Source organism: Hymenobacter sp. DG25B, assembly GCF_000801315.1.
GTDB lineage: Bacteria > Bacteroidota > Bacteroidia > Cytophagales > Hymenobacteraceae > Hymenobacter.
The window spans coordinates 13,967-37,777 of record NZ_CP010057.1; the positions used below are offsets into that span (position 1 = coordinate 13,967).

Annotated in this window: 25 protein-coding genes; 11 read left to right on the forward strand and 14 right to left on the reverse strand. The window is 61.4% G+C overall.

The window, feature by feature from the left end; genetic code table 11:
- The first annotated feature begins 1 nt into the window (after position 1).
- Positions 2-1,153 (forward strand): PDDEXK family nuclease, encoded by a 1,152-nt coding sequence (locus PK28_RS18100; RefSeq protein WP_044518246.1) that lies wholly within the window; start codon positions 2-4, stop codon positions 1,151-1,153.
- 13 nt (positions 1,154-1,166) lie between these two features.
- Here PK28_RS18100 and PK28_RS18105 read toward each other — a convergent pair whose 3' ends face one another.
- The 8 genes from PK28_RS18105 to PK28_RS18135 all read right to left on the reverse strand — a co-directional run bounded on the left by PK28_RS18105 (position 1,167) and on the right by PK28_RS18135 (position 6,264).
- Positions 1,167-1,526 carry a hypothetical protein gene (locus PK28_RS18105; protein WP_044518248.1) on the reverse strand — a complete coding sequence of 120 codons (360 nt, stop codon included), beginning with the start codon at positions 1,524-1,526 and terminating at the stop codon, positions 1,167-1,169.
- Positions 1,496-3,820 carry a type I DNA topoisomerase gene (gene topA, locus PK28_RS18110; RefSeq protein ID WP_048826611.1) on the reverse strand — a complete coding sequence of 775 codons (2,325 nt, stop codon included), beginning with the start codon at positions 3,818-3,820 and terminating at the stop codon, positions 1,496-1,498. The genes PK28_RS18105 and topA overlap by 31 nt, the downstream gene beginning before the upstream one ends.
- A 151-nt stretch (positions 3,821-3,971) precedes the next feature.
- Positions 3,972-4,259 (reverse strand): hypothetical protein, encoded by a 288-nt coding sequence (locus PK28_RS18115; protein ID WP_156126574.1) that lies wholly within the window; start codon positions 4,257-4,259, stop codon positions 3,972-3,974.
- 83 nt (positions 4,260-4,342) lie between these two features.
- Positions 4,343-4,837 carry a hypothetical protein gene (locus PK28_RS18120; protein ID WP_044518252.1) on the reverse strand — a complete coding sequence of 165 codons (495 nt, stop codon included), beginning with the start codon at positions 4,835-4,837 and terminating at the stop codon, positions 4,343-4,345.
- Between the two features lie 72 nt (positions 4,838-4,909).
- A complete protein-coding gene (locus PK28_RS20635) occupies positions 4,910-5,062 on the reverse strand; it encodes a hypothetical protein (RefSeq protein ID WP_156126576.1) in 153 nt (50 codons plus the stop codon).
- Positions 5,063-5,272: 210 nt separating this feature from the next.
- Positions 5,273-5,608, reverse strand: a complete 336-nt coding sequence (locus PK28_RS18125) for a hypothetical protein (RefSeq protein ID WP_044518256.1) — start codon at positions 5,606-5,608, stop codon at positions 5,273-5,275.
- Positions 5,609-5,618: 10 nt separating this feature from the next.
- Complete coding sequence (locus PK28_RS18130; RefSeq protein WP_044518258.1) at positions 5,619-5,909, reverse strand: hypothetical protein; 291 nt, start codon at positions 5,907-5,909, stop codon at positions 5,619-5,621.
- Positions 5,910-5,919: 10 nt separating this feature from the next.
- Positions 5,920-6,264: a hypothetical protein gene (locus PK28_RS18135; RefSeq protein ID WP_048826612.1), complete on the reverse strand. Its 345-nt coding sequence runs from the start codon at positions 6,262-6,264 to the stop codon at positions 5,920-5,922.
- Between the two features lie 1,190 nt (positions 6,265-7,454).
- Here PK28_RS18135 and PK28_RS18140 point away from each other — a divergent pair.
- The 3 genes from PK28_RS18140 (at position 7,455) to PK28_RS18150 (ending at position 10,380) form a co-directional block, all read left to right on the forward strand.
- Complete coding sequence (locus PK28_RS18140; RefSeq protein ID WP_044518262.1) at positions 7,455-8,429, forward strand: replication initiation protein; 975 nt, start codon at positions 7,455-7,457, stop codon at positions 8,427-8,429.
- A gap of 508 nt (positions 8,430-8,937) precedes the next feature.
- Positions 8,938-9,801, forward strand: a complete 864-nt coding sequence (locus tag PK28_RS18145; RefSeq protein WP_044518264.1) for a sigma-70 family RNA polymerase sigma factor — start codon at positions 8,938-8,940, stop codon at positions 9,799-9,801.
- A gap of 252 nt (positions 9,802-10,053) precedes the next feature.
- The gene (locus PK28_RS18150) at positions 10,054-10,380 is read left to right on the forward strand and encodes a DMT family transporter (RefSeq protein ID WP_044518266.1); all 327 of its coding nucleotides are present in this window, start codon (positions 10,054-10,056) and stop codon (positions 10,378-10,380) included.
- Between the two features lie 11 nt (positions 10,381-10,391).
- On the opposite strand, the gene PK28_RS18155 is transcribed toward PK28_RS18150, so the two are convergent.
- Positions 10,392-10,967 (reverse strand): Crp/Fnr family transcriptional regulator, encoded by a 576-nt coding sequence (locus PK28_RS18155; RefSeq protein ID WP_048826613.1) that lies wholly within the window; start codon positions 10,965-10,967, stop codon positions 10,392-10,394.
- Between the two features lie 76 nt (positions 10,968-11,043).
- Between PK28_RS18155 and PK28_RS18160 the strand changes: the two genes are divergently transcribed.
- From PK28_RS18160 to PK28_RS18170, 3 genes are read left to right on the forward strand one after another with little or no spacing between them, the layout of a single operon-like run.
- Positions 11,044-11,574 (forward strand): GNAT family N-acetyltransferase, encoded by a 531-nt coding sequence (locus PK28_RS18160; protein WP_044518268.1) that lies wholly within the window; start codon positions 11,044-11,046, stop codon positions 11,572-11,574.
- An 11-nt stretch (positions 11,575-11,585) separates the two neighbouring features.
- A complete protein-coding gene (locus tag PK28_RS18165; protein ID WP_048826614.1) occupies positions 11,586-12,515 on the forward strand; it encodes a DMT family transporter in 930 nt (309 codons plus the stop codon).
- A 10-nt stretch (positions 12,516-12,525) separates the two neighbouring features.
- Complete coding sequence (locus PK28_RS18170; RefSeq protein ID WP_048826615.1) at positions 12,526-13,032, forward strand: GNAT family N-acetyltransferase; 507 nt, start codon at positions 12,526-12,528, stop codon at positions 13,030-13,032.
- 452 nt (positions 13,033-13,484) lie between these two features.
- Here PK28_RS18170 and PK28_RS18175 read toward each other — a convergent pair whose 3' ends face one another.
- The 5 genes from PK28_RS18175 to PK28_RS18190 all read right to left on the reverse strand — a co-directional run bounded on the left by PK28_RS18175 (position 13,485) and on the right by PK28_RS18190 (position 17,221).
- Positions 13,485-14,171 (reverse strand): hypothetical protein, encoded by a 687-nt coding sequence (locus PK28_RS18175; RefSeq protein WP_044518271.1) that lies wholly within the window; start codon positions 14,169-14,171, stop codon positions 13,485-13,487.
- A 75-nt stretch (positions 14,172-14,246) separates the two neighbouring features.
- Entirely contained in the window at positions 14,247-15,428 is a 1,182-nt protein-coding gene (locus PK28_RS18180) for a hypothetical protein (RefSeq protein ID WP_044518273.1), read from the reverse strand.
- A gap of 39 nt (positions 15,429-15,467) precedes the next feature.
- On the reverse strand, positions 15,468-15,887 hold the full coding sequence (locus PK28_RS18185; RefSeq protein ID WP_044518276.1) for a hypothetical protein: 420 nt from the start codon (positions 15,885-15,887) through the stop codon (positions 15,468-15,470).
- A 36-nt stretch (positions 15,888-15,923) separates the two neighbouring features.
- Positions 15,924-16,061, reverse strand: coding sequence for a hypothetical protein (locus PK28_RS20640; RefSeq protein ID WP_156126578.1), 138 nt, complete (start codon positions 16,059-16,061; stop codon positions 15,924-15,926).
- A gap of 248 nt (positions 16,062-16,309) precedes the next feature.
- Complete coding sequence (locus tag PK28_RS18190; protein ID WP_044518278.1) at positions 16,310-17,221, reverse strand: ArdC family protein; 912 nt, start codon at positions 17,219-17,221, stop codon at positions 16,310-16,312.
- Positions 17,222-17,646: 425 nt separating this feature from the next.
- On the opposite strand from PK28_RS18190, the gene PK28_RS18195 reads away from it, so the two are divergent.
- The 4 genes from PK28_RS18195 to PK28_RS18210 all read left to right on the forward strand — a co-directional run bounded on the left by PK28_RS18195 (position 17,647) and on the right by PK28_RS18210 (position 23,766).
- Positions 17,647-17,949: a hypothetical protein gene (locus PK28_RS18195; protein ID WP_044518280.1), complete on the forward strand. Its 303-nt coding sequence runs from the start codon at positions 17,647-17,649 to the stop codon at positions 17,947-17,949.
- Positions 17,946-18,725, forward strand: a complete 780-nt coding sequence (locus tag PK28_RS18200) for a Fic family protein (protein ID WP_044518282.1) — start codon at positions 17,946-17,948, stop codon at positions 18,723-18,725. Before PK28_RS18195 ends, PK28_RS18200 begins: the two co-directional genes overlap by 4 nt.
- An 89-nt stretch (positions 18,726-18,814) precedes the next feature.
- Positions 18,815-19,141 carry a DUF6660 family protein gene (locus PK28_RS18205; protein ID WP_044518284.1) on the forward strand — a complete coding sequence of 109 codons (327 nt, stop codon included), beginning with the start codon at positions 18,815-18,817 and terminating at the stop codon, positions 19,139-19,141.
- 176 nt (positions 19,142-19,317) lie between these two features.
- Positions 19,318-23,766, forward strand: coding sequence for a CusA/CzcA family heavy metal efflux RND transporter (locus tag PK28_RS18210; protein ID WP_044518286.1), 4,449 nt, complete (start codon positions 19,318-19,320; stop codon positions 23,764-23,766).
- Positions 23,767-23,811 lie beyond the last annotated feature (45 nt).

A 23,811-nucleotide genomic window follows, 5' to 3' on the forward strand; every position in this document is an offset into this window, starting at 1 on the left:
TATGCAGAAGCAGTTACGCAAACCAGCTAACTGGCAGGACTTTGAGCGGCTCTGCAAGCAGCTCTGGGGCGAAGTTTGGCGGGTACCTTACGAAATCAAACTTAATGGCCGCGCTGGGCAGGCACAGGCCGGCGTAGATGTGTATGCCATCCCAGAGGGTGAAAATGCTTATTGGGGCATCCAGTGCAAACTCAAAGACGAGAGCACCAACGCCCAGCTAACAGAGGCAGAAATAGCTGCCGAATTGGCTAAAGCCCGCATGTTTGAACCGCCCTTGGCCGTGCTCGTTTTGGCGACTACAGCGAACAAAGATGTAGCGCTGGAGCGAATCGTGCGGGGTGTTGATTTGGCCAGTCGCCGAGAAGGCGGGCCGAAAGTGCTGCTCTACTGCTGGGATGATATTGTCGGGTTGCTCGACCAGCACCGCCAGTCCCTTGATTGGTATTTGAATGCGCAAAAATTCAGTGACCGTTTCGATTTCGCCCTCCGCTTTGCCGATAGCAGCCAAGACCTGTTGGTGAGGCCTGAGTTCACGCGAAGCATTAAGATTTATGAGTATCCCGCTTGGACGGGGCACCCTGCAGAACGTCCGGCCACTACCATTCTCGTGCAGGGTGAGAAGGTACGCATTGCCCCCATACCTAAACAATTGCGCAGAATACTGGATGGCTTTCAGCATTTTCAACACTTAACCCAGCTACGCAACAACCCTTTCAATGTTTCTAACTTAGCTGTGTGCCCTATTGAGTTGCATCTCACAAACACGGGTACGCGAGTGCTCGAAAACTGGAAAGTGCAGTTTGAGTTCGGGGGCGAAATAAAAGCATTAACGGACAGCCGGGGTGATGGACTGCCCTCCCTGAGTAAGCCACGGCCTAATAAGTTTGAGCAGAATCGCTTCACCCATAAAACCATGCTTCCGCTGGTTCAGGGCGATTCCTCGGTAGTTGAAGTATTTTTACTACCGATGCCAGAGGCTGCCATCATCCCTGTTCGCTGGAAGCTTTTGGCGAGGGACTATTCCAAAGAGGGTGTATTGCAGGTGACCGTTAGGCCTCGCTATAACAACCGCTTTGAATACGAAGCTGTTGAAAACCCTGAAGCTTTACGAGAGCCCGAGATTCTATCGATAAAAGAGAGCATGGATGAATAGCTAATCTGAGCATTCAATTACTTTTAAAGCACGCCATCTGGGTTTGAAAAGTTGCCAGTGCCGCACCATCCGGCAGCAGAAACCGCTGACTCGGGCTATCCGGCGGAAACTGCAGCAGCTCGTTCTGCACGTCGAGGCTCCGCAGCAGACGATGCAGCAAGCGGGGTTCCTCTTTCTTCAGGTTACCGTTTTTCAGGTTGATGATGGTGGTATAGGGAAACTTGTGGGCCTCGCAAAAAGGCAGCAGTCCGCCCCGGGCAATCATCTTCAACCGGTTCTGGGCGTAGAGCAGCGCCTGCTGATAGGGCAAGGCCAGGCTCAGGTCGGGAAAGCTCAGGGGCGCTACTTCCGGCCCGCGTTTTTCTTCTTCCATGCTTTGTAGCTTTTAATCATTTCGGCGGCCTGCTCGGCCGTGGTGGCCCGGGCCTGCGCTTCCGTACAGTCGGGCTTAAACTTAGCTTTTACCTCCCCATCGGTGACGTAAAGGCCCCACTCGTTGCGGCCGATGGTGTATTTGCCCACGATGGCCAGCACGTTTTTGGCGGCCTCCGCCTGGGCTTTGATGAGGTAGTTGACGGCCAGCGCCGGGGTAACGGCCGCGGCCGATATGCCGGCCGGCACGTTGAAATACTGCTCGCGCCACTTCAGGTAAACGCCTTTCGGCCCCTGCCCTACCACCACCGGCTTGCCTTCGTGCAGGCCCACCTCGCGGGGAGCCGACGCCCGGCGCTGGGTAATGAGGTCTTGGGCCTGGGCCTCACTCAGCTGCGCGGGGCTGATGCTTTCGGGAATGTTGTAGTATTTCTCGGCGTGCAGGATATAGGGGCCGTTTTTGCCGGTGCCCACCAGCATTTCCGTGCCTTCAAAATGGCCCACAAGGCGCTTTTGCAGCTCAGCCCGGTCCGGGGTGAGCTGGTCGGCGGCGGCCACCCAGCCCAGCAGGTTTTTATCGAACATCGGCACGAACTGCTGGTAGGTCTGCTGACCCCGGGCAATCTTATCGAACACGGCCTCGCAGCCAGCGGTGAACTTGTATTCCATCACCTTGGGGAAATTGCGCTCCAGAAACTCCGTGACCTGGGTGCCGGTGGCCGTGGGCAGCAGCTTGTCTTTATCCGCGCCCAGTGTTTCGCTGCGCTGGCTGGTGGTCAGCTGGCCGCCCTGCCAGGTCAGCACCTGCGCGGTAAGCTTCTTGCCCGCCACGCTACCGGTGCCGATGTACTTCCGGGCGAAAATGGTGCGCAGGATAGACGCGTAGGTGCTCGGCCGACCAATGCCCTGCTTTTCCAGGTCCGCGACCAGGGTGGCCTCGTTGTAGCGCTTGGCGGGCCGGGCAAAGCTCTGGCGGGCCTCCAGCTTTAACAGCGTCAGCGCCTCCCCCTCCTGCACCGGATGCTGGAGGGTCGTTTCCGCCTCATCGTCGGGCTCCTCCCCTTCTTCCTCAGTGTCTTGGTACACGGCCAGGTAGCCAGGGCGGGTGAGTACGCGGGTGGAGCTGGTGTAGGTGTCAGCGGCATCGGCCGCCGGCGCGAGGGTTATCGTGGTCTGGTCGTACTGCGCGGCCAGCATCTGCGAGGCCAGGGCGCGGGTGTAAATCAGCCGGTAGAGGGCTTGCTCGTCGGGCGTGTCGCCGGCGTGGGCCTGCTCCCAGTGGGTGGGGCGGATAGCCTCGTGGGCTTCCTGCGCGCCGTCCTTGTTTTTGGTTTGGCGGGCCTGGAACTGGCCAGCCCCGAACTGCGCCGTAATCTGCGCCTGGGCCTGCTGGGTAGCCTCCTCGCCCAGGTTCACGCTGTCTGTGCGGATATAGGTGATGTGGCCGCCCTCGAACAGCTTCTGGGCCAGGTCCGACACCTTCTGCACGGTGAACCGAAGCTTTTTCACGCCTTCCTGTTGCAGCGTCGAGGTCGAAAAAGCCGGCGCGGGCTGGCGCTCCACCGGCTTTTTCTCCACGCCCAGCACGCCAAAGCCCGCACCGCGGCCGACCTGCAGCAAGTAGGCCTGCGCCTGGTCGAGCGCGGCGAAGGGCAGGGCCGTGCGACGGGCACGCAACTGCTCGCCGTGGCTGGTTTGCAGCGTCGCCACCACCGGCACGGTGAATGCGTCGCTGAACTGCTGAATCTGCCGCTCCCGCTCCACCACCAGGCGCACGGCCACCGACTGCACCCGGCCTGCCGAGAGGCCGGCCGCCAGCTTGCGGTTCAGCACTGGACTGATGGTGAAGCCCACCAGCCTATCCACGGCCCGGCGGCCCTCCTGGGCGTGCACCAGGTGCAGGTCCACCGTGGTGGGCGCAGCCAGCGCGGCCCTGATGGCCTTCTCGGTGATTTCCTGAAAGGCAATACGCTTGGTTGTGCGCGGGTCGAGGCCCAGCACCTCGCAGAGGTGAAAGGCAATGGCCTCGCCTTCCCGGTCGGGGTCAGTGGCCAGGTACACGCCCTGGGGGCCGGCGGCTTTGGCCAGGCGGCGCAGATTGGCCACCACGGCTTTTTTATCGTCGCTGACGACGTATTTCAGGGCGTGGCCGTGCTCGCGGTCAATCCCAATGTCGCCCCCGCCCACGGGCAAATCCCGAATGTGGCCCACGGAGGCGGCCACCTCGTAATCGGGGCCCGCATAGCCCTTGATTTTCTTAATCTTGTTGGGGCTTTCGACGATAATAAGCTTCATGCTGGGTAGCTAGTACGCAGCGAAACTACCCAGCCCGATTAGCCCTCTGGAGAAAAAAGGATGAGTGGTAAAAAGTCGCGGGTGAAGTGCAGAAACTGGCTACGAATGGTAGTCCAGCTGCTGCCTGAGCTAGGCGTTTGCTGACTAAAAGCTAGCTGGCGTCTGGCTGGTTCTTCTTGAAGCGCGGGCGGCCCAGCGCCGGCGCGGGCGGCTCGATGGGATTATCCATCTGTTTCTGGGCCAGCCTGGTCATAGTGAGCAGGTCGGACTTGGCCAGCTCGGCCACTTTCACCAGCTCATCCAGCGTAAAGCTGCCGGGCTTGGCCATGCGCACGTTCAGGGTGTTGTGCGAGATGCCGATGTGGCGGGCCGTGTCGCTGCGCATACCCAAGGCGTGAATGAGTTCGGCCAGCGAATTATAGGAACTTGGTTTGAGCATAGCCGGGGCCGCAAAGAGGTCTAACACGAGCAAAGATTAGTCAATTTTTGCAACATTACGGCCCCCGTCGCCCCGTAGTTCGGCTATTCAAAAAAGCTGGGTGCCTGGTAGCGGAGTATCTCCGCCCCGTCCGGCTCGGTGATGCGGTCGAGGTAAACCAGCACGTTGCCCTCGCGGGCCTGACGCTCCTCGGCCCGCTGCCAGACAGCGTACAACTCGGCGTAGGGGAAAAAATTCATCTGGTCGAAGCCGCTGGCGAAGCCCTGCACCATTTCCTCCACCTGCTCGCGCTGCTCGTGGGAAACGTCGTTGTACACCCAGCGCAGGAACTCGTCCGAGTCGGCTGGCAGGTCGAAGTAGGCCACCGTCTGCGGCACGGTGTGGCTGCCCATGTAAAGCAGTAGCTCCCAGAGCCGGTAGTGGCTTTTCTCTCGCTGCCAGTATTCCACGATGTCCCGGCGGCCGGTTCCCATGGCCTGCCCGCCAAACTTCATGGTGCCGGGGTTGGCTGCGAGCGCTTTGCGGAAGCCGTAGTCGGTGACCCAGTCCTTTTTTGTGAGGCTCTGAAAGTTGTACATGGGGGGCGTAGTCAGGGTTGGAGAGGCAAGTTAAGGCAAAGCCGGAACTGAAAAACCACTTTTTATAAGTGGCTATTCCGGCATCGGGGCCTGTTGCGGGCTGTTCCAATCGCGGTAGGCGGTGGTGTAGCGGTCGGCCACGATGGCCAGGCGCTCGGGCTGGTCGTCGCGCTTTATCCAGATGTGCGAGCTGCCGCAGTGCACCTGGTAGCCGGGGCCTAGCAACTGGCGGGCGGGCTCGGCGAACCCGCGCAGGTCGGCCGTATCGGGGGCAGCCTCGATAAGCTGCCGCAGCTGCTCCAGGCGCTGCGCTTCGGTGGAATCGGCGGTTGTTGCTCAACGGCCAGGTAGGCCAGCTGCGGGGCGAAAATGGGGCTATTCAGGGGGTGTTGTGCAGTCGGGGACATGGCAAAAAGAACAAAAGGGAGAGAATGACTACTTCGTGGGCGGGCCGGGACTGGCCAGCTCCCGGGTGAGCAGCAGCACGCGGGCGTTGTGGAAGGCCTGGCCGAACACGCCGCGCTGGTAATCGCGGGCCAGCTGACCCACGTTGGCAAACTCGTAGCGCAGGCCCGTATCGCCTAAAGGCTGCAAAAACCGGTCGGCCTCCTCGGCGCTGAAGCCGCTTAGGTCGCGGCCGTCACTGAGTAGCAGCTGCACACCCGGGCGCTCGTGGCGGCCCCGCTCGTAGGTGGTGTAAATCAGGCCTACCGCCCGCTCCCGGGCGTAATACACGGCATCGCCAACAACTAAATCCTGGGCCTGGGGCATGGCAATGGGGTTAAAGCAGCAGGAGGGAAAACTGGCCGCCCTGGTCCTCACGGGTGGCCCGCAGCGCTTCGCGGCCGATGGGGCGCACGGCCCGCACTAGGGCACTGAGCACGTCGAAATCGGCCTGAGTATCGATGCGCAGCCCGAGCCGTTGGGCCACTTCGGCGGTCAGGCCGTCGCTGTCCAAGCCTTTGCCCAGCTGCTGCATCAGCATTTCCACGTCGGTAATGGCGGCGATAACCCGGCGGCGGTACTGGTTCCAGCCCGGGTGGATGATGGTGGGGGCTTCGCTGGCTTGCATCCGGCAGGGGCTAAAGGTGGGTATCGTAGCCCGTGACCGAGGAGAAGAGGGCGGGCAAATCTTCCCCGTACACCATTTCAAACGTCTGCTGGTTGGTGATAACCGGCTCCCAGTCGACCAGCTTCTGGTGGTAAAACTCCACTTTGTAAGTGTCAGTGGGCATGAGCGTAATTTTCAGCCGGTTCACCTGGGCTTGGTTGCGGCGCAGGTCCATGCGTAGCCAGGGGTTCGGGTTGCTGGCCGTCCGGCCGGCGGCCATGAGCTTGTCGGCCCCGGTCATCACTAGGAAGCGGCGGCCTCCCAGCTGGGACAAGATGGTGTAAGCTTCCTCTACGACTTCGGGTTTAGCGCTCATAAGCAAAAGGCTGTTTTATTGCGTTCCTGACAGTTATTAAACGCAAAATAGCCTGTTAATGTTTCAATTTTATTTAAATTATATTGTCAATTATTGACTAATTAGAGGTGTAAGGAGGCTTTCTGAATAGCTTTTTCCCTTTCGTTTTTTCGGAAATCCACTGTGGTACTGGCCACCGGTCTGGTGCTTACGTGCTCAGCCGGCCTTGCCTCGCTGCTTCTAACCCCTGGTCTATGCTATCCTGAGCAGAGCCTTAGTAGCCTGTTGCCTGTCTTTGCTCTGGGAGCAGCCTGGTTGATGCCCCGCGAGTATGTTCACGAGGCTCATGCTCGTCTTGGGATTTGATATGGGCCTGGAAAAGTGGAACTCCTGTCACGCAAGGAAAGCAGGCAGCTGATAAAGTCCGCAATATCTTCGTCTATGGCGTTTAAACAGCACTTTTGGCTTATAAAACCTTTCCCTTAGCATAGTAAAAGCTGGGCGAAAAGCTGAGCAAATGCTTGCAATCGGCTTATAAAACCTTTCTTTTAGCTTGCTCAAAGGTTAGTGAAAGTCTATTAGTGGGCTTATAAAACCTTTCCTTTGGAATCCGGTCCGCGTCTGATGCCCCAGATGCGCCGGAATTTGCGGCTGTGAGTAATGTCTCAATGAGGTGGCAACAGACTTATAAAACCTTTCCTTTCGTCATCGCTAGCTCTTTTAGGTAGTTGATACACTTACAGCGGGTTGGGAGTCGTGACAGAAAGGTTATTTGAAGGATAAAGGGGGTATCCTGAGTTTATATTACATTTAATATTAGTAAAGTGCAATCACTGTTTTTAATGAGTGCCCATACCCTTTTGTTGTTTTCTGTTTTGGGTTGCCGGTCCACCCGAAATCAGACCTTCTAAAAGCCTTTTTTTGTTCTCATCACAAGCTTGTGAGATTTGTTAGTTATTTGTCTTATTTGTAAGGCCTGTAACGTGTTGATTTTCATTGTCTAGGAAGGTACTTAGGAAAGGTTTTATAAGTCAAAGGAAAGGTTTTATAAGTCTAAAGGGAAGGGATTATAAGCGAAGGGAAAGGTTTTATAAGTCCAGTGGAAAGGTTTTATAAGTGAAAAGAAAGAACCTAAAGGGAAAACTTTCTTTTGAGCTTTCCTTTTGTTTTCCACTTGTTATCTTCGCCTATACTACTGCCTTCCCACCCCTATGCAAGTTCTTGACAATGCGGCTACTATAGCCAATTCCACTGGCCTCGAAATCCGGCAGCACAACGCCATCACGACGGCGCGCTACGAGATGACGGCCTGCGAGATGGACATTGTGTTCTATCTGCTCTCGTTGCTGAAGAAGGAAGACCGCATCGGCACCTTCTACCGGGTGAAAGTGCTGGACCTGCAGCACCTAACGGGTCGGCAGTGGAACTACCAGCAGTTCCTGGAGGCCACTTCGGCGCTGCGAACTCGGGAATACGTGATTGAGGATAACAAGCGCATCCTGCAGGTCGGCCTGCTGGCTTCGGCCGAGTACATGAAGGGTGAGGGTGTTATTGAGTTGGAAATCTCGGAGAAGATTCGACCCTATCTTATCGACTTAAAGCGCAACTTCACCTCGTTTCGCCTGCAGGCGGCCTTCAGCTTGAGCAGCAAGTACGCCAAGCGCATCTACCAGATTGCTTCGCAGTGGAAGGACAAGGCTGAAACCCGCACTTTCAGCCTGCACGACTTGAAGGTGATGCTGGCCCTGAAAGACCCCAAGGGGGTCGAGCCGGAGCAGTACACCAAGGTGTCCATGTTTCAGAAGTACGTGCTCGACGTGGCGGTGACTCAAATCAACCAGAATACGGACCTGCACATTGGCTACGAGCTCATCAAAAAGGGCCGCTCTTTCGAGAGTATCCGCTTTCAAATCAAGCAGCAGGAGCCTCATCAGCTGCCCCTGCCGTTTGAGCAGCCCCTGGATGACTCCCGGCTACAGATGGCGCGGCAGCGGCTGGCGGAACTCGATATCCGGGATACCCGGCTGATTGAACAGATTCTTGGCGAAGCCCGCATGGTCGATGAGCTTTTCTCCTTCTGCTACAAACTCAAAACCGGTAAGATGAAGGCTTCTACCAACCCCGGGGGCTTGTTTTTGACCGTAGTGGGACTGCGTAAAGCACAGGCTGCACCGGCCAAAAAGTAACCTCGACAGTATAAGTTTTAGTATAAAGGAGGTGAGGGTTTGTTAAGCTCATCATTGGGTGTTCTCAACAGTAGAAAAAGGTACAAATTCTGAACGGTTTTTGTGCCTTTTTATGCTGATAACAGGTGTTTTATTAACTTGGTACTGTTGAGTTAATTCTTCTTGACCGGAGCTATTATCAGACCCGGCTCGGAGTGCTGCTTCATGCGTGAGTAGCAGTACTAGAGTCCCGCTGGCGGTGGCCGCGATGCCTGCCACAAAGCTGCACTTTTTGAAATAGGACGCCCCGGCAACTAGGCCCGCACCTCCACGCACGCACTGGGCAGCCCCCCGCTGATTCAGTGACCTACCGACACCGGCAGCTACCAGCCGGGATGGGACTTTGCCCCTTGCCGTGAACCTTTCCGCCGGCCAGCATCTTGATACTCATTGGACCCAGCCGCAGCGCCAAATGCCAGGGGTGGGTTCTTCCTCGTTTAGAAACCAAAACAAGTAGTAGCGTTACCGCATGAGACAGCTCAAAATCAGCAAGCAGATTACCAACCGCGAAAGCCAGTCCTTGGATAAGTACCTCCAGGAAATTGGCAAAGTGAGCCTGGTGTCGATAGACGAGGAAGTAGAACTCGCCCAGCGCATTCGCGAGGGTGACCAGATGGCCCTCGAAAAGCTGACCAAAGCCAACCTGCGTTTCGTGGTTTCGGTGTCCAAGCAGTACCAGAACCAGGGCCTGACCCTGGGCGACCTCATCAACGAGGGCAACCTGGGGCTGATTAAAGCGGCCAAGCGCTTCGATGAAACCAAGGGCTTCAAGTTTATTTCCTACGCCGTGTGGTGGATTCGCCAGAGCATCCTGCAGGCCCTGGCCGAGCAGAGCCGCATCGTGCGCCTGCCCCTGAATCGGGTGGGCTCGCTCAACAAAATCAGCCGCTCGTTCTCCGAGCTGGAGCAGAAGTTCGAGCGCGAGCCCTCGCCCGACGAGATTGCCGAGTTGCTGGAGCTGAGCACTTCCGAAGTGACAGACACGCTGAAAATTTCGGGCCGCCACGTCTCGATGGATGCGCCCTTCGTGCAGGGCGAAGAAAACCGGCTGCTCGACGTAATGGAGAATGAGGATGCCGAAAGCCCGGATGCCGGCCTACTGAACGACTCCCTGCGTCGGGAGGTCCAGCGGGCCCTCTCGACCCTCACGATGCGCGAAGCCGATGTTGTGACGCTCCATTTTGGGCTGAATGGAAACGCAGCGCGGACGCTGGAAGAGATTGGCGAGCAGTTCAGCCTGACCCGTGAGCGGGTGCGGCAGATAAAGGAAAAAGCCATTCGACGCCTCAAGCACACCACCCGCTCGAAGGCTCTGAAACCGTACCTGGGCTAGCGGTTCCGGTCTGTTATATGGCCCACTTAAGTCATTAGAGATTAGATAACACCCTGGTTTCTCCTTCTGTCGCCGGCCACCGGTGCCCGAGCAAAAGCGCCCCGGTCAATTGACCGGGGCGCTTTCGTTTAGGCCTTCTTATAACCGCGGGGAGATAAAATTACGCTAAGCGCTTTGTAGCGTTTTTAACATTGGTAAAAAGAAGCGCGTGTGCTGGACCGGACCTTTGTGCCAGTACCTTTCTTATTCGTCATGCAGTGGTTGTTGTTGGTCCTGGCCGGGTTGGCCGAAGTCGCGTTTGCCTTTTGTCTCGGCAAGGCGAAGCTGGCGATTGGAGCCGAAGCGGTCGGGTGGTACGCCGCCTTTGGGGGGTGTGCGGTTCTGAGCTTTTACTTGCTCAACCTGAGCCTCGTGCAGATACCCTTGGGCACGGCCTACGCCGTCTGGACCGGCATCGGGGCGGTAGGTACGGCGGTGGTCGGTGTCGTCGCATTTGGGGACCCGCTGACCGCGCCGCGCCTGTTTTTCCTCACCACCCTCATCGGGTCGGTGCTGGGCCTGAAAGCCGTAGCGCACTAGCGATGTGGTGCCTACTTGAGTTTGGCGCGCACGCGGCTTAATGTGACCTGGGTAATGCCCAAGTACGACGCCAGGTGTCCCAGCGCCACGCGGTGTAGCAGGTGCGGGCTGTGGCGCAGCAGGTCGGCGTAGCGTTCCTCGGCGGTGCGAAACTGCCGGGCAATGAGTTGCTGCTCGGTTTGCTGCCACACGCGCTCGACGAGCACCCGCCCCCAGTTGGCCAAGTGGAGGTCCTCCCGGTACAGGGCGTGCAGCGCCCGCATGTTAAGGCGAAACAGGCCGCTGTCTTCCAGCAGCTCCATCGTCTCGTAGCTCACGGCCTGCTCCGTATAGCCCCGAATTGAAGCTAAGACCGACCCCTCTTCGGAAAACCAAAACGTAACCTCCCGGTCCGCTCGGCGGGCATACACCCGCGCCAGGCCCCGCTGCACCACATAGACGTGGTGGGCCAGCACGTCGTCCCGAAACAAGACGGCCCCCTTCGGCAACTCCACATACTCGGCCAGCGCCAACAGCTTCTCCAGCGAAGCGGGCGGCAACGGGTACGTGGCCAGCAGAATCTCGGAAAGGGTCAGGTTGGGGGTCACGCCCGCAAGATAACCGCTGCTTTTTCTGGTAGGGCTCCGCCTTGCCGCCTTTTTTACCATTCAACAACTCCTCCCTATGGAACCCATCACCCTCCGCCAAGTTACTCCCGCTGACGTTCGCCAGTTGCAGCACATCGGCCGCCAAACGTTTTTCGAGACGTTCGCCGCCAGTAATTCCGAAGAAAACATGCGCGCCTACCTGGAAGAAGGCTTTGCGGCCGAAAAGCTAACGGCCGAACTGCAAGAGCCGCACTCCACCTTTTACTTCGCCGAGCAGGCCGGCCGCGTTATCGGTTACCTGAAAGTGAACACCGGCCCGGCGCAAACCGAGCAGCACACTCCCCATGCCCTGGAAGTCGAACGCATTTACGTGCTGCAGGAATTTCACGGCCAGCGGGTGGGGCAGCTGCTCTACGAGCAGGCCCTGCACCTGGCCACGCAGGCGCGGGCCGAGTGCCTATGGCTCGGGGTGTGGGAAGAAAACCCGCGCGCCATCCGCTTCTATGAGAAAAACGGCTTTGTGGCTTTCGACAAGCATGTGTTCAAGCTCGGCGAGGACGAGCAGACCGATATTATGATGAAGCTGCCCCTGCTCAGCAACCAGTAGCGATAAGGGCTATGCCAAAGAAACCGCTTTTTCTGGGCCTGCTGCTGCTGGGCACGGCTTTTTGGGGCATCTCCTATTCGGTGGTGAAGGCCGGCGTAGGCTACGCCGACCCCTACAGCTTTCAGACCTACAAATTTTTGATGGCCGCGGCTGCGGTGGCCCTGCTCTTTCCCCGCCAACTCGCCCGCCTGACGTGGCGCGCGGCCGGGTGGGGGCTGCTGCTGGCCCTGCCGCAGTTTCTGGGCAGCACCCTGCAAACCATCGGCCTGCAAACCACCAGCGCCGCCAATGGGGCTTTTCTTACCGGGCTCAGCGTGTTGCTGGTGCCGCTGGGCAAGGCCCTGCTCTACCGGCAATCCGTGGCGCCTAAGATGTGGGCAGCGTGCGTGCTGGCCCTGGTTGGCCTCTACGTGGTGGCCGTGCCGGGGGGCTGGCACCTGCACGCGGGAGATGGCTGGATACTCGCCTGCGCCGTGGCCTTTGCCGGGTACGTGTTGCTGGGCGGGCGGACGGCCCGGGAGCCGCACTTGATGGCGATGCTGGTGGTGCAGCTGCTGGGCTGCGCAGGGCTGGCCCGGCTCTCGGGCTGGGGCGCGGGCTACGCGCTGGCCTTGCCCACGGCCGGCGCATTCTGGCAGGCCGTGGGTTTTACGGCGCTGCTGGCCACGGCCTATGGGTACGGGGTGCAGCACTATGCCCAGCACTACCTGAGCGAAGAAAAAGTGGCCCTCACCCACTTAGGCGAACCCCTTTTCGCGGCCCTCGCGGGGGCCGTGTTGCTGCACGAGGCGTTTACGCCCCGCACGGTACTGGGGGGACTGCTTATTTTCGGGGCGATGGTGCTGGCGGAGGTACAGCTGCGCGGCTGGGGTCGTCGCCCAAAGACCGCCAAAGCGTCCGTTCCGCCCCTTCCAAATGCTACCCTACCCTCCTACCCGTAACCTGCCCAGCATGCCTACTTCCCTTTTCCGCGTGGACTTGGCCACGGCCGCCGACATTCCTGCCCTCTTACCGCTGATGGAGGGACTAGCCGACTTTGAGCGCTACCGCGACACCTTCGCCATCACGCCTGAAATACTCTACCAGCAGGGTTTTGCCCAGCAGCCGCCCGATTTCTACTGCCTGGTGGCCCGGCACGTAGATGGGCAACTGGGGGGAATGCTGGTGTATTACTTCCTCCCCTTTACGGCCAGCACCAAGCCGACCCTCTTCATCAAAGAGCTATTCGTGGCCGAAGCGTATCGAGGCCATCGATTGGGCGAGGAATTAATGCGTGCCGCGGCGCAGGCCGCCGTAACGCACGGCTGCGGCGCGATACGCTGGGCCGTGGCGGCCTGGAACGAAGCCGGACGACGCTTCTATGAGCGCTTAGGTGCGCAGGCCAACCCCGTTTGGATGGACTATAGTCTCAGTGGCGACGCGTTGCTGTCTCTCAGCGGCTCACCATCTGGTAGCTAGACGGCCTTCTAAGAGCAGCGGGGGATACTATTGCGCATAACCCTTTGGGCAGTCGTGCTATTAGGTAAGCACGGCCTGCGTGTCGGTGAAGATGCTCAACAGCCCGTCGCCCAAGCGCCGGGCCGTTACGCGGAAGTAGTTGTCAAAGCCGTCGGCGTCGTATTAAAACGCAAACCGCTGGGGCTCCTGGGTTAGCTAGGCGCGGCGGTGAAAGTCCCAGGCCCCGTTCTCGTCGGTGGTCGGCGTCCATCCAAAACGCCTGCACTTGGCCGTTAATATTGCTGAACTCGCGGATGGGCACCGCCGCGTCGGCGTTCCGGGTACTCATGTGAACGTAAGCGCCGACGCGAAAACCTTTGGCAGCGGCCTGAGCCGTGATTTCCTGGGGGTTGAGGTAAGCTATAACAAAAGGGAGAAATGAGCTGCTGGTTTTGCAATTGTAAAACGATAGGCTACGCGGCCAGCTCTGCTGGCGCGGCCGTGGTGTTGGCCTCGCTTATGGGGCGGTGAGTACCCTGGGCTCCTTCGTAGAAGTAGTGCCACTGCGTCTTGCCATAGTTCAGGCGGTCCTTGTACAAAGCCAGCCCGCTAATCGTGTGGGTCGTATGGGGGCTGAAAAAATGCACTTGGTGTCCCACCAGAAACCTGGGGGCCGGGTGCTGCTTGCCAGAGCCGGTGCTCACGTAAGCGAGCTGGCCAACGATGCTGCCCACGGCCTGCCCACGCCAACGCAGCTCGTCCACCGGGCCGGCCGCGGCCCGCTGCTTCAGGTACTCGACTTCGCGGGCTTGGTCGCGCAGGCCGATGGTGGCTGCTAGCAGGGCAATAGCCTGCTCGGCGGTGTCAGCAAAGTATATCCGGTCGCCCTCCCCTGGCAACAGGACCTCAAACTGGCCGCTTAGCACCTGCTGGGTGTTCGGATTGACGTAGTTAAAGCCCTGATGGGTATTTTCAGAAAGTAGCTCGTACTGGCCCGCGTCGTCGCTGTGGCGGTCGTTTACCTTGATGGCGTAGTGATAGCCGTTCCAGTAAATGGCGGTCACTAGGCCCTGCACGTCGCGGTAGCGGGTGCTGCGGACGGTAGCTCCAATGGCAATGCGGCCGGCGTGGGTTTCGATGGCGGGGAGGTTCGGTAACATAAGATTTTGCAATTGTAAAAAATGAGGCTAGTCGCGCTGCTCGTCGGCCGGGTATTCCGGGTACTCGGTGCTGTCCTAGTTGTCGGCCGACTCGTCGCCCTCCTGGGGCGGGTACTCGGGAATCCAGTCGCCGTGCTCGGCCGGCGCGGGCTCCTGGCCGTTGGGGGTGAAGTCGAAGGCATACCGCGCCAGCACCTGGGCCAGCGTTAGCGGGGTCAGGGTGGGATAATTCGGGCCGTAGTGAAAGCGGGGCTCGATTTCCACGTAGTACTGCCCGCTGGGCTGCTGCCAAAGCGTAACGCGCCCGTTGCCCTCCCCTTCTTCGGCCGTGGCCCGCCGGCCCGAAATGTAAGCGTAGCTGTCCAGCGGCAGCTGGCCTAAATCAAGCGCTACCCGCTCCCACGGGCATTCCCCGCTGCCCCCCATTTCTTCCTCAAACGCTACCCACGTCCGCCCCTCGTTTTTCTCCACGATGCGGCCCCGGTACTGCTGGCCCTGCTCCTTCATGGCCTCGGCAAGGGCGCTCAGCGTGTCGTACTGGTCGAAGGTGTAAGGCACGGCGGCGGGGATGCGGAACGGGCCGGGGAACTGCTCGGTCAGGTAGTCCACTTGGTCCGCCGTGCCGGCGCGAAGGGCAAAAAGCTGTGGCCCCTTGCGCTCGTGGCTGGCCTCGTGCACTTCCAGATAATGGTATTCGGGAATCTCCTGCCAGTTGGCCGGGTCAGCCAGCTGGGCCGCGTCCTGCCGGTCGGTGCCGCCGAAGGCTTCCACGTCAAAGAAAGCGTAGTAGTCGGCCAGCCCGCCGTACACCACCGTAATGCGGCCGGTGTGCAGGTTGCGGTAGTACAGCGGGGCCGGAATCACCCGGTACTCCTGCGAGCTGATTTCTACCACTTCGGGCACCTGGGCCGGCGCGGCGGGGCCGGGCGTGTAGGGCTCCAACTCACGGCCGAAAAAATGGCCTAGCGTCACGCCGTGCTTCGCTAGATGCTCGGGCATCTTGTCTGGCTGGCAAAGCACCCCTACATAGCCCTCCGCGTGAAAGTACGCTCTCACCTCGGCCGGGCCGATGCTGTTCATGTAGATGTGAACGCGGGAACCAATGGCGGGCACCTCACCGCTGCCCGACCATTGGAGGCCGGCCGGTAAGCCGGCGCGGGTGCAAAATCCTACCCACTGCGGACACTGCTGCGGGTCGCCGGCCCAATCGAGGGGGCTGATTTGGGGCTGCTTGGGGGCGGGGACAGGGGTTATCATATCGAAGGAAAAGGAAATAGTGAGAAAATGAGCCGGGGGCTAGGCCGCAAGGGCCAGCTGGCTGCCGAATACCACGCCGGCCCGGGGGCTGATGCGCTTGCGACGGCTGGCGGTCTTGGCGTGGTGGGTGGTTTCGGTCACCAGTCCCAAAAAGCCGGCGGCGTGGGTGTAGCCCTTCACCTCGGCCCGCTCCTGTTGGCCGTCGCGGTTCACCGTTACCGTGGTCCCTACCGCTGGCACGGGCTGCTGAGCCGACCAATGCAGCCCACCGGGAAGCATGGTTAAGCGGGGCGCGGCCGCGAACTCGGGCACCGGATTGGTCAGCTGCTCAGCGGCATCTTGGTTGGCTTGCCAGGCATCCTCGCGGGCCTGACGCTGGGCGGCATTGGCAGCGCGGAGCCGGGCTAAGCGAGCGGCAGGAATGCGACGGGCGGGGCGAGTGGTGGGGATGGTTTTCATACTGCGACAAGTGGAATGAATTGAGAAATGAATCAGCTAGAACCAGGGGGCGGCTTCCCAAGCGGCCAGCTCGGCGGCGGACACTGCCGGCAGGGTGGCAAGCGCTTCGTCGGCGGGGTCAAACCGGTCGGCCCACACCTCGCCGGGCGCTAAATCAAAAGCTTCGTCAACCATGAATAAAGGGCTGTTTTATCGTTCGTTGCTTATACTTATTAAACGCCAAAACAGGCATTAATGTTTCAATTTTATTTAAATTAAAGTGATAATTATTGACTATTTAAGCAGCCGCTAAGGGTATTGCCACGGACGGATTTTTCCCTTTTGTACAACTTTAGCAGCTGTCTTTTTGCAATTGCAATTTCCTTTTGTGGCCCGCCCCGGTGGCCGTCCGACGGAATGGCTCCATCGGGCGGCCGCTGGCCTTACTGCGGAGTGGCTTCGGTGCCGGGGACTTCCTCCGCTTCGTAGCTGGGCACGATGCCCAGAATGTGGTTGGCGGCTTTCTGGCCTTGGCTGGCGGCGGAAATTATCAGCTGTTTGTCGTTGCGCAGGGCTTGCAGCCAGTTGGCGATATAGCTGGCACTGCTGGGCTCGGTGCGGGTCAGGTCCAACCCGGCCGCGTGGCTCAGGAACGAGGCCCCCAACTCGGCCACCAGCTCCTCCTTGGCGTAGGTTTCACTGCCAAAGGCGGCTAATTCGGTGAGCGTGGCCCGGTCCAGCCGCTTGGCGTGGCCGGTGGAGTGGGTCAGCTCGTGAAACAGGGTGTGGTAATAGTCTTCGGCCGTGTGGAAGTTGCTGGCCTCGGGCATGGTCACCGTGTCGACGCTGGTGCGGTACATGGCTTCGCTGCCCTTGTGCAGCACCCGGGGGCCACCCGCGTAGCCGGCCAGCACCTGCTCGGCGGCCTGCTCGGGCGTGTGCTCGCGGCTGGGCAGCTCGGGGAACGTCCACGCCACGCCGTCAATCTGGGCCACGTTGAACACCGTGGAGTATTTCAAAAACGCCTTTTTCTTCTCTTCGCCCTTGCCGTCGTCCTTCTTGGTCACGGTGAAGAACACCACCGGCATGCCCTTCTCGCCCCGGCGCACCTGCCCGCCCAGCTCCTTGGCTTGGTTGTAGGTCAGGAAATACGGGTGCTCATACTCCAGCATCCCCAGCAGCAGGGCATTCACGCCCTGATACACGTGCTTGCTGCGGTAGTTGCGGGGCGCGCCGTGGGCGGCATTCCACGGCTGCTTCCACGGGGTCACGCCGTTCTCCAACGCCAGAATAATGCGGTTGGTGATGATTTCGTATACGTCGGGGCGGGGAGCGAAAGGAGCGGGCTTTTTCATGGCTTAACAGGTTGGTTTTATGCTTTCTGCTTATATTATTTAAACGCAAAAGCCCGTATTAATGTTTCAATAATATTGAAATTAAAGTGTCAATTATTGCGCATTGCATCGCCGTATTTGGCACGGATTCTGATTTTTCCCTTTTGTACTTTATTCGCCCCGCTCAGGCATTATCCGCCCGATGCCCACTGAGTTCGCCATGAATTGGCCTCCCGGCTTTTTCCTGTGGTTCGCGAAAGGGATGGGAGGGGTTTAGTCCGCAGGACCGCAGGCAACGCCGGAGCCCCGCACAGCCCGGCCCGGAGGGGTTCGCCCCCGTGTCCTCCTCTGCCCTAGCGGCTACCGCATCGCCCGGCATAGGCATTAGCCGTGGATTTGCTACTTTTGGTAACGCTTTAAGCCGTGTGCTCATTTTCCTTCAATCCATGACTTCTGCCAGCCAAGCTGCCTATCAGGCCCTGCGGGACTACCTGAACTCGCTGCTCAGCCCCACCCACCCCGACCAGGCGCTGGTGGAGGTGCCGGCGGCGCTGCGGCCGAGTCTGGAAGCTTTCATGCGCGGCAAAACCGAGTACCAGGACGAGGCTGGGCGGCGCATGATTTACGCCCACGACCTGGCGGCCTGGGCCGGCGATTTGATTCACGGCGCGGGCCTGGCCACGCCCCTGCCCCTGGCCACGGTGGACGTAGCGGCGCTTCGGGCGGCCACCCTGCGCCAGGCCGCATGACCTGGACCGAGATTGAGCGCCTGACCGAGCTGGTGCAGGAGCTGCCCCCGGTGCGCCAGCAATCCAGCCAGCAGCTCAGCCAGGTGATGGTTTCGGCCCACTCCACCATGATTGAGGGCTCCCGCGTGACGGTGCTCGAAGCCATGGATTTTCTCCTGGGCGAGGCCCCCGTGCTGGGACCGGGCAAGCCGCTGGAGGGCTACGACATGCTGGGCGACCATGCCCGCGCCCTCGACCTTGCGTTGGAGCGAGCCGACGCGCGGCAGCTGCCCGGCCCGGCCTTCCTGCGGGAGCTGGCGGCGGCTGTCATGCGCAGCACCGGCCGGCTCACCAATACGGCCCTGGGCACCGTGGACCCCACGCAGGGCGACCTGCGCCGCAACAACGTGTTCATCGTCGGGGCCAGCTCGTTTCCCAACGCGCAAAAGGTGCCGGCCCTGGTCGCGGCCCTGGTCGGGGAGCTGCGCGAGCGGATGCCCGCGGCGGCCACCCTGCGCGAGCAGCTGGAGCTGGCCTTTGAAGCCCACCAGCGGCTGGTGAGCATTCACCCCTTCAACGACGGCAACGGGCGCACCTCCCGGCTGCTCATGAACTACGTGCAGCGCTACTACGGCCAGCCGCTGACCATCGTGTTCCGCGAGGACCGCCAGGCGTATTTCGAGGCCTTGGAGCAGAGCCGGGTAGCGGAGGACCTGGCGGTGTTTATGGACTTCATGCGGGGTCAGCACAGAAAATCCCTGACGTATCAGCTGTCCGCATCGGTTCCCCGTATCTAGCGGTGAGCCCCCTTTGGGGACGTTGCGCGGTAAGTGAGCGGCCCCAGAATTCCGGCTCGTTTACCCGGATTCGCTACCTTTGCCAGCACATGCGCCTGCTAGCCCTGTTTTTTGCTTTTTACTTTGCCTGCCTCTCGTGCCTTTCCTGCACGGACGAGGCGACCGTGTGCAAAGACCAGCAGCAGACAACCGTGGCCGCTTCGCACTCCGATTGCGGGGCCGGCGCGCTGGGCGACTGGTGCTCGCCGCTGTGCCAGTGCCACTGCTGCGGCGGGGCCGTAATGCCCCTGCCCCTGGCAAACCAGGTGGCGTATTCGCCGCCCACTGAGTGGGCTACCAGCCCCCGGCACGGCCGGCTGGTCGTGGCCGCCCCAACACGGGCGCTCGGGTCCGTGTGGCAGCCGCCCCAGGCCTAACCCTTCCCCCTTTTTTCCTGCTGACCACCCCCTCCGGGTGGCCCGTCTCGGTGCGTGACGGGCAATTTGGCGCTTGGCGCTGAATCGGTTATGCCCCTTGTGCTCCCGCCACCCGTGCCGGAGCCAGCGGGCCGCAGGGTTTCACGGAAGCGTTAGACCAAACCCCCAACCAGCGGATGTTCGACCGGCTGATTCATTTTTCCATTCACAACAAGCTCATCATCGGGCTGCTGACCCTGGCCCTGGTGGCCTGGGGCGGCTACTCGCTCAGTCGGCTGCCGATTGACGCGCTGCCCGATATTACCAGCAACCAGGTCGTGGTCTACACGGTGGCCCCCTCCCTGGCCGCCCAGGAGATTGAGCGGCTGGTGTCCTTTCCGGTGGAGCAGGCCATGGCCACCATTCCCGGGCAGGTCGAGGTGCGTTCCTTCTCGCGGTTTGGCCTTTCGGTGGTCACCGTCGTATTCGAGGACCAGACCGACATTTACTGGGCCCGCACGCAAGTCTCGCAGCGGCTGCAGGAGGCCGAAAGCCAGATTCCGGCCGGCACGGGCCGCCCCGAGCTGGCCCCGCTCAGCACCGGCCTGGGCGAGGTTTACCAGTACCTGGTGCGCGCCAAGCCCGGCTACGAAAAGAAGTACAACGCAACCGAGCTGCGCACCATTCAGGACTGGATAGTGCGCCGGCAGCTGCTGGGCACGCCCGGCGTGGCCGACGTGAGCAGCTTCGGCGGGCTGCTCAAGCAGTACGAAGTGGCTCTGGACCCCGAGCGGCTGCGCTCGCTGGGTGTGACCGTCAACGAGGTGTACCAGGCCGTAGCCAGCAACAACCAGAACGCCGGCGGAGCCTACCTCGACCAGAACCCCACGGCCGCCTTTATCCGCACCGAGGGCCTGGCCACCTCGCCCGCCGACATCGGCAACATCGTCATCCGCAGCACGAGCACCGGCCTGCCCGTGCTGGTGCGCGACGTGGCCGAGGTGCGCTACGGCGCGGCCGTGCGCTACGGGGCCATGACCCTCAACGACCAGGGCGAAGTCACCGGCGGGCTGGTGCTCATGCTCAAAGGGGCCAACGCGGCCGAAGTCATTCAGGACGTGCAGAAGCGGATGGCCACCATCCGCAAAACCCTGCCCGAGGGCGTGAGCGTGGAGCCCTTCCTCGACCGCTCCAACCTGGTGGACCGCGCCATCCACACCGTAAGCAAAAACCTGCTGGAAGGGGCCCTGATTGTGGTGTTCGTGCTGGTGCTGTTTCTGGGCAACTGGAGGGCCGGGCTGGTCGTGGCCTCGGTTATTCCGCTGGCCATGCTCTTTGCCGTAAGCATGATGCGCCTGTTCGGCGTGTCGGGCAATCTGATGAGCCTCGGGGCCATCGACTTCGGGCTGATTGTGGACGGGGCCGTCATCATCGTCGAGGCCATCATTCACCGCCTGCACGGCGGGCAGCTGCAGGTGCCAGGCAACCGCCTCAGCACCGAACAGATGAACGAGGAAACCTACCACGCGGCCAGCAAAATCCGCTCCTCGGCCGCCTTCGGGGAAATCATCATTCTCATCGTGTACCTGCCGCTGCTGGCCCTGGCCGGCATCGAGGGCAAGATGTTCCGGCCCATGGCCGAAACCGTGGCCTTCGCCATTCTCGGGGCTTTTATCCTGTCTCTGACTTACGTGCCGATGATGTCGGCGCTGGCTCTGAGCCGGTCGACGGAAAACAACAAGACCTTTTCCGACCGGATGATGGCCTTCTACACCCGCCTCTATCACCCGCTGCTCAAGGGGGCGCTACGCCACCAGGCAGCGGTGCTGCTCACGGCGGCGGGCCTGCTGGTGGGCGGCTTTTTCCTGTTTCGCACCCTGGGCGGCGAGTTCATCCCGACCCTGACCGAAGGGGACTTTGCGGTGGAGATGCGGGTGCTGACCGGTTCCTCGCTGAGCTACACCATCGAGCAGGCCCAAAAGGCCGGCGGCATTCTCAAAAAGCAGTTTCCCGAGGTCAAGGAAGTAGTCGCCAAAATCGGGGCCGGCGAGATTCCCACCGACCCCATGCCGGTGGAAGCGGCCGATGTGATGGTCATTCTCAAGGACCAGAAGGAATGGACCTCCGCCCCTAACCGCGAGGAGCTGGCCGATAAGATGGCGAAGGCGCTGAGCGTGATGCCGGGCGTCACGTTCGGCTTCCAGCAGCCCATCCAGATGCGCTTTAACGAGCTGATTTCGGGGGCCAAGCAGGACGTGGTGCTCAAGATTTACGGGGAGGACCTCCAGCAGCTGGCCGACTACGCCCAGCAGGCCGGGCGGCTCGTGCGCCAGGTGAAGGGGGCCGAAGACGTGTACGTGGAGCAGGTAACGGGCCTGCCCCAGATTGTGGTGGCGCTCGACCGCAACCGCCTCGCCCAGTTCGGGCTCAACGTCTCGGACGTGAACCGCACCGTGCAAACGGCCTTCGCCGGCGAAACCGCGGGTCAGGTGTTCGAGCAGGAGCGTCGGTTTGATTTGGTGCTACGCCTGCGCCAGGATTTGCGCAAGGATATCAACAGCGTGCGCCGCCTGTTCATCGCCGCCCCCAACGGCCGGCAGGTGCCCCTGGAGCAGGTGGCCACTGTTGAGCTGCGCGAAGGACCCAACCAGATTCAGCGCGACGACGCTAAGCGGCGCATCAGCGTGGCCTTCAACGTGCGGGGCCGCGACGTGGAAACCGTGGTCGAGGAGCTGCAGGGCAAAATAGACCGCCAGCTCAAGTTCGCCCCCGGCTACTACACCACCTACGGCGGCCAGTTCGAGAACCTGCGCCAGGCCACTGACCGCCTGAGCGTGGCCGTGCCGGTGGCGCTGGTGCTCATCTTCGTGCTGCTATTTTTCACCTTCCGCTCCTTCAAGCAGTCGGTGATGATTTTTACGGCCATTCCGCTCTCGGCCATCGGGGGCATCGCGGCCCTGTGGCTGCGCGGGATGCCGTTCAGCATCTCGGCAGGGGTAGGCTTTATTGCTCTGTTCGGGGTGGCCGTGCTTAATGGCATCGTGCTCATCGGCTACTTCAACCAGCTCAAGGCCGAAGGGGTAAACGACCTAATGGAGCGCATTCTGCGCGGCACCGAAGTGCGCCTGCGCCCGGTGCTGATGACGGCCACCGTGGCTTCGCTCGGCTTCCTGCCCATGGCCCTCGCCACCTCGGCCGGAGCCGAAGTGCAGCGCCCGCTGGCCACTGTGGTTATTGGCGGGCTGGTGTCGGCCACGCTGCTCACGCTACTGGTGCTGCCGGTGCTCTACGCCCTGTCCGAACGCGTGAAAGCCGGCGGCCCCCCTGAGGAACCGCAGCCCACCGCTACCCTGGCTGCCCCCGCGAAAAGCCTGCCCGTGGCCCCGGTGCTGCTTCTGTTGCTGCTCGGCCTGCCCCTGCCGGGCCGGGCGCAGGGTCCGCTCACCGCCGCGCAGGCCGTGAGCCAGGCCCTGCAAACCAACGGCACCGTACTGGCCGGCCAGCGCGCCCTCGAAGCCCAGCAGGCCATTCGCCGCACGGCCTACGACTTCGGCCGCACCACGCTCACCGGCAGCTACGGGCAGTACAACTCCCTGAACCGCGACAACCAGTTTACCCTCACCCAGTCGCTGGCCCTGCCCGGCGTGTACCGCAGCGCCGCCGGCCTGGCCGACTCCCGCATTGCCGGCCAGCAGGCACAGCTACAACAGGTGCAGGCCGAGCTGCGCCGGCAGGTACGCCTGAGCTACGAGCAGGCCGTGCACGCCCGCCACCGCCTGCGGGTGCTGCGGGGCCAGGACAGCCTCTACTCGGAATTTCTGCGCTCGGCCAACCTGCGCTTCAAGACCGGCGAGGCGGCCCGGCTCGAACCCGCCACGGCCCTGGTGCAGCAGGGCGAAGTCCGCACCCAGCTGCGGGCGGCCCGCATCGACTTCCGGGTGGCCCAGCGCCAACTGCAGGCGCTGCTGCAAGTGCCGGCCGCCGTCGCCCTGGCCGACAGCGTGCTCCGGCCGCTCGCGCTGCTGGGGGCCGCCCAGCTGGCCGACACCACGGCCCCGGCCCGGGCCGATACGCTGCTGCAGCGCACCAACCCGCAGGCGCGGGTGCTGGCCCAGCAGGTGGCCGAGCGCCGCGCCGAAACCCGGGTGGCGCAGGCGGCCGGGCTGCCCGAGTTCACCGTGGGCTACTTCAACCAGAGCATCATCGGCTACCAGCGCCTCGACGCGGCCGGCACCGAACGCTACTTTGGCGGCGGCGCTCGCTTTCAGGGCGTGCAGGCCGGGGTGGCCGTGCCGCTGTGGCGGCGGCCCCAGAAAGCGCGGGTACAGGCAGCCCGCCTGCAGGAGCAGGTGGCCCAGGCCGGCTACGAGCGCTACCGGGCTGAGCTGGCCGGCCAGCTCGATGAGCTGCTGCTGCGGCGCAGCGAGCAGCAGCAGCGCCTGGCCTACTTCGAAAGCACCGCTCTGCCGCAGGCCACGATTATCACCCGCCTGTCCACCATCGCCTACAAGGCCGGCGAAACCGGCTACTCCGAATACCTGCTCAACCTGGAGCGCACCCGCCGCCTGCGCCTCGACTACCTCGACGCGCTGCTGCAACACAACCAGACCATTATCGAGCTGGAATACCTCCTGGGTAGCCAGTAGCCCGGACCCCGCCGCGCCACGCCCTCTCCCTTCAACTTCAGAATC

Bases quoted from the DNA above. Each gene is read 5' to 3' on its own strand.
- PK28_RS18200 (WP_044518282.1), top strand. From the start codon at position 17,946: ATGACCTGGACCGAGATTGAGCGCCTGACCGAGCTGGTGCAGGAGCTG.
- PK28_RS18125 (WP_044518256.1), bottom strand. From the start codon at position 5,608: ATGCCCCAGGCCCAGGATTTAGTTGTTGGCGATGCCGTGTATTACGCC.
- PK28_RS18195 (WP_044518280.1), top strand. From the start codon at position 17,647: ATGACTTCTGCCAGCCAAGCTGCCTATCAGGCCCTGCGGGACTACCTG.
- PK28_RS18100 (WP_044518246.1), top strand. From the start codon at position 2: ATGCAGAAGCAGTTACGCAAACCAGCTAACTGGCAGGACTTTGAGCGG.
- topA (WP_048826611.1), bottom strand. From the start codon at position 3,820: ATGAAGCTTATTATCGTCGAAAGCCCCAACAAGATTAAGAAAATCAAG.
- PK28_RS18190 (WP_044518278.1), bottom strand. From the start codon at position 17,221: ATGAAAAAGCCCGCTCCTTTCGCTCCCCGCCCCGACGTATACGAAATC.
- PK28_RS18120 (WP_044518252.1), bottom strand. From the start codon at position 4,837: ATGTACAACTTTCAGAGCCTCACAAAAAAGGACTGGGTCACCGACTAC.
- PK28_RS18135 (WP_048826612.1), bottom strand. From the start codon at position 6,264: ATGAGCGCTAAACCCGAAGTCGTAGAGGAAGCTTACACCATCTTGTCC.
- PK28_RS18115 (WP_156126574.1), bottom strand. From the start codon at position 4,259: ATGCTCAAACCAAGTTCCTATAATTCGCTGGCCGAACTCATTCACGCC.
- PK28_RS18145 (WP_044518264.1), top strand. From the start codon at position 8,938: ATGAGACAGCTCAAAATCAGCAAGCAGATTACCAACCGCGAAAGCCAG.
- PK28_RS18210 (WP_044518286.1), top strand. From the start codon at position 19,318: ATGTTCGACCGGCTGATTCATTTTTCCATTCACAACAAGCTCATCATC.
- PK28_RS18180 (WP_044518273.1), bottom strand. From the start codon at position 15,428: ATGATAACCCCTGTCCCCGCCCCCAAGCAGCCCCAAATCAGCCCCCTC.
- PK28_RS18185 (WP_044518276.1), bottom strand. From the start codon at position 15,887: ATGAAAACCATCCCCACCACTCGCCCCGCCCGTCGCATTCCTGCCGCT.
- PK28_RS18105 (WP_044518248.1), bottom strand. From the start codon at position 1,526: ATGGAAGAAGAAAAACGCGGGCCGGAAGTAGCGCCCCTGAGCTTTCCC.
- PK28_RS18160 (WP_044518268.1), top strand. From the start codon at position 11,044: ATGGAACCCATCACCCTCCGCCAAGTTACTCCCGCTGACGTTCGCCAG.
- PK28_RS18165 (WP_048826614.1), top strand. From the start codon at position 11,586: ATGCCAAAGAAACCGCTTTTTCTGGGCCTGCTGCTGCTGGGCACGGCT.
- PK28_RS18130 (WP_044518258.1), bottom strand. From the start codon at position 5,909: ATGCAAGCCAGCGAAGCCCCCACCATCATCCACCCGGGCTGGAACCAG.
- PK28_RS20640 (WP_156126578.1), bottom strand. From the start codon at position 16,061: ATGGTTGACGAAGCTTTTGATTTAGCGCCCGGCGAGGTGTGGGCCGAC.
- PK28_RS18140 (WP_044518262.1), top strand. From the start codon at position 7,455: ATGCAAGTTCTTGACAATGCGGCTACTATAGCCAATTCCACTGGCCTC.
- PK28_RS18205 (WP_044518284.1), top strand. From the start codon at position 18,815: ATGCGCCTGCTAGCCCTGTTTTTTGCTTTTTACTTTGCCTGCCTCTCG.
- PK28_RS18150 (WP_044518266.1), top strand. From the start codon at position 10,054: ATGCAGTGGTTGTTGTTGGTCCTGGCCGGGTTGGCCGAAGTCGCGTTT.
- PK28_RS18170 (WP_048826615.1), top strand. From the start codon at position 12,526: ATGCCTACTTCCCTTTTCCGCGTGGACTTGGCCACGGCCGCCGACATT.
- PK28_RS18175 (WP_044518271.1), bottom strand. From the start codon at position 14,171: ATGTTACCGAACCTCCCCGCCATCGAAACCCACGCCGGCCGCATTGCC.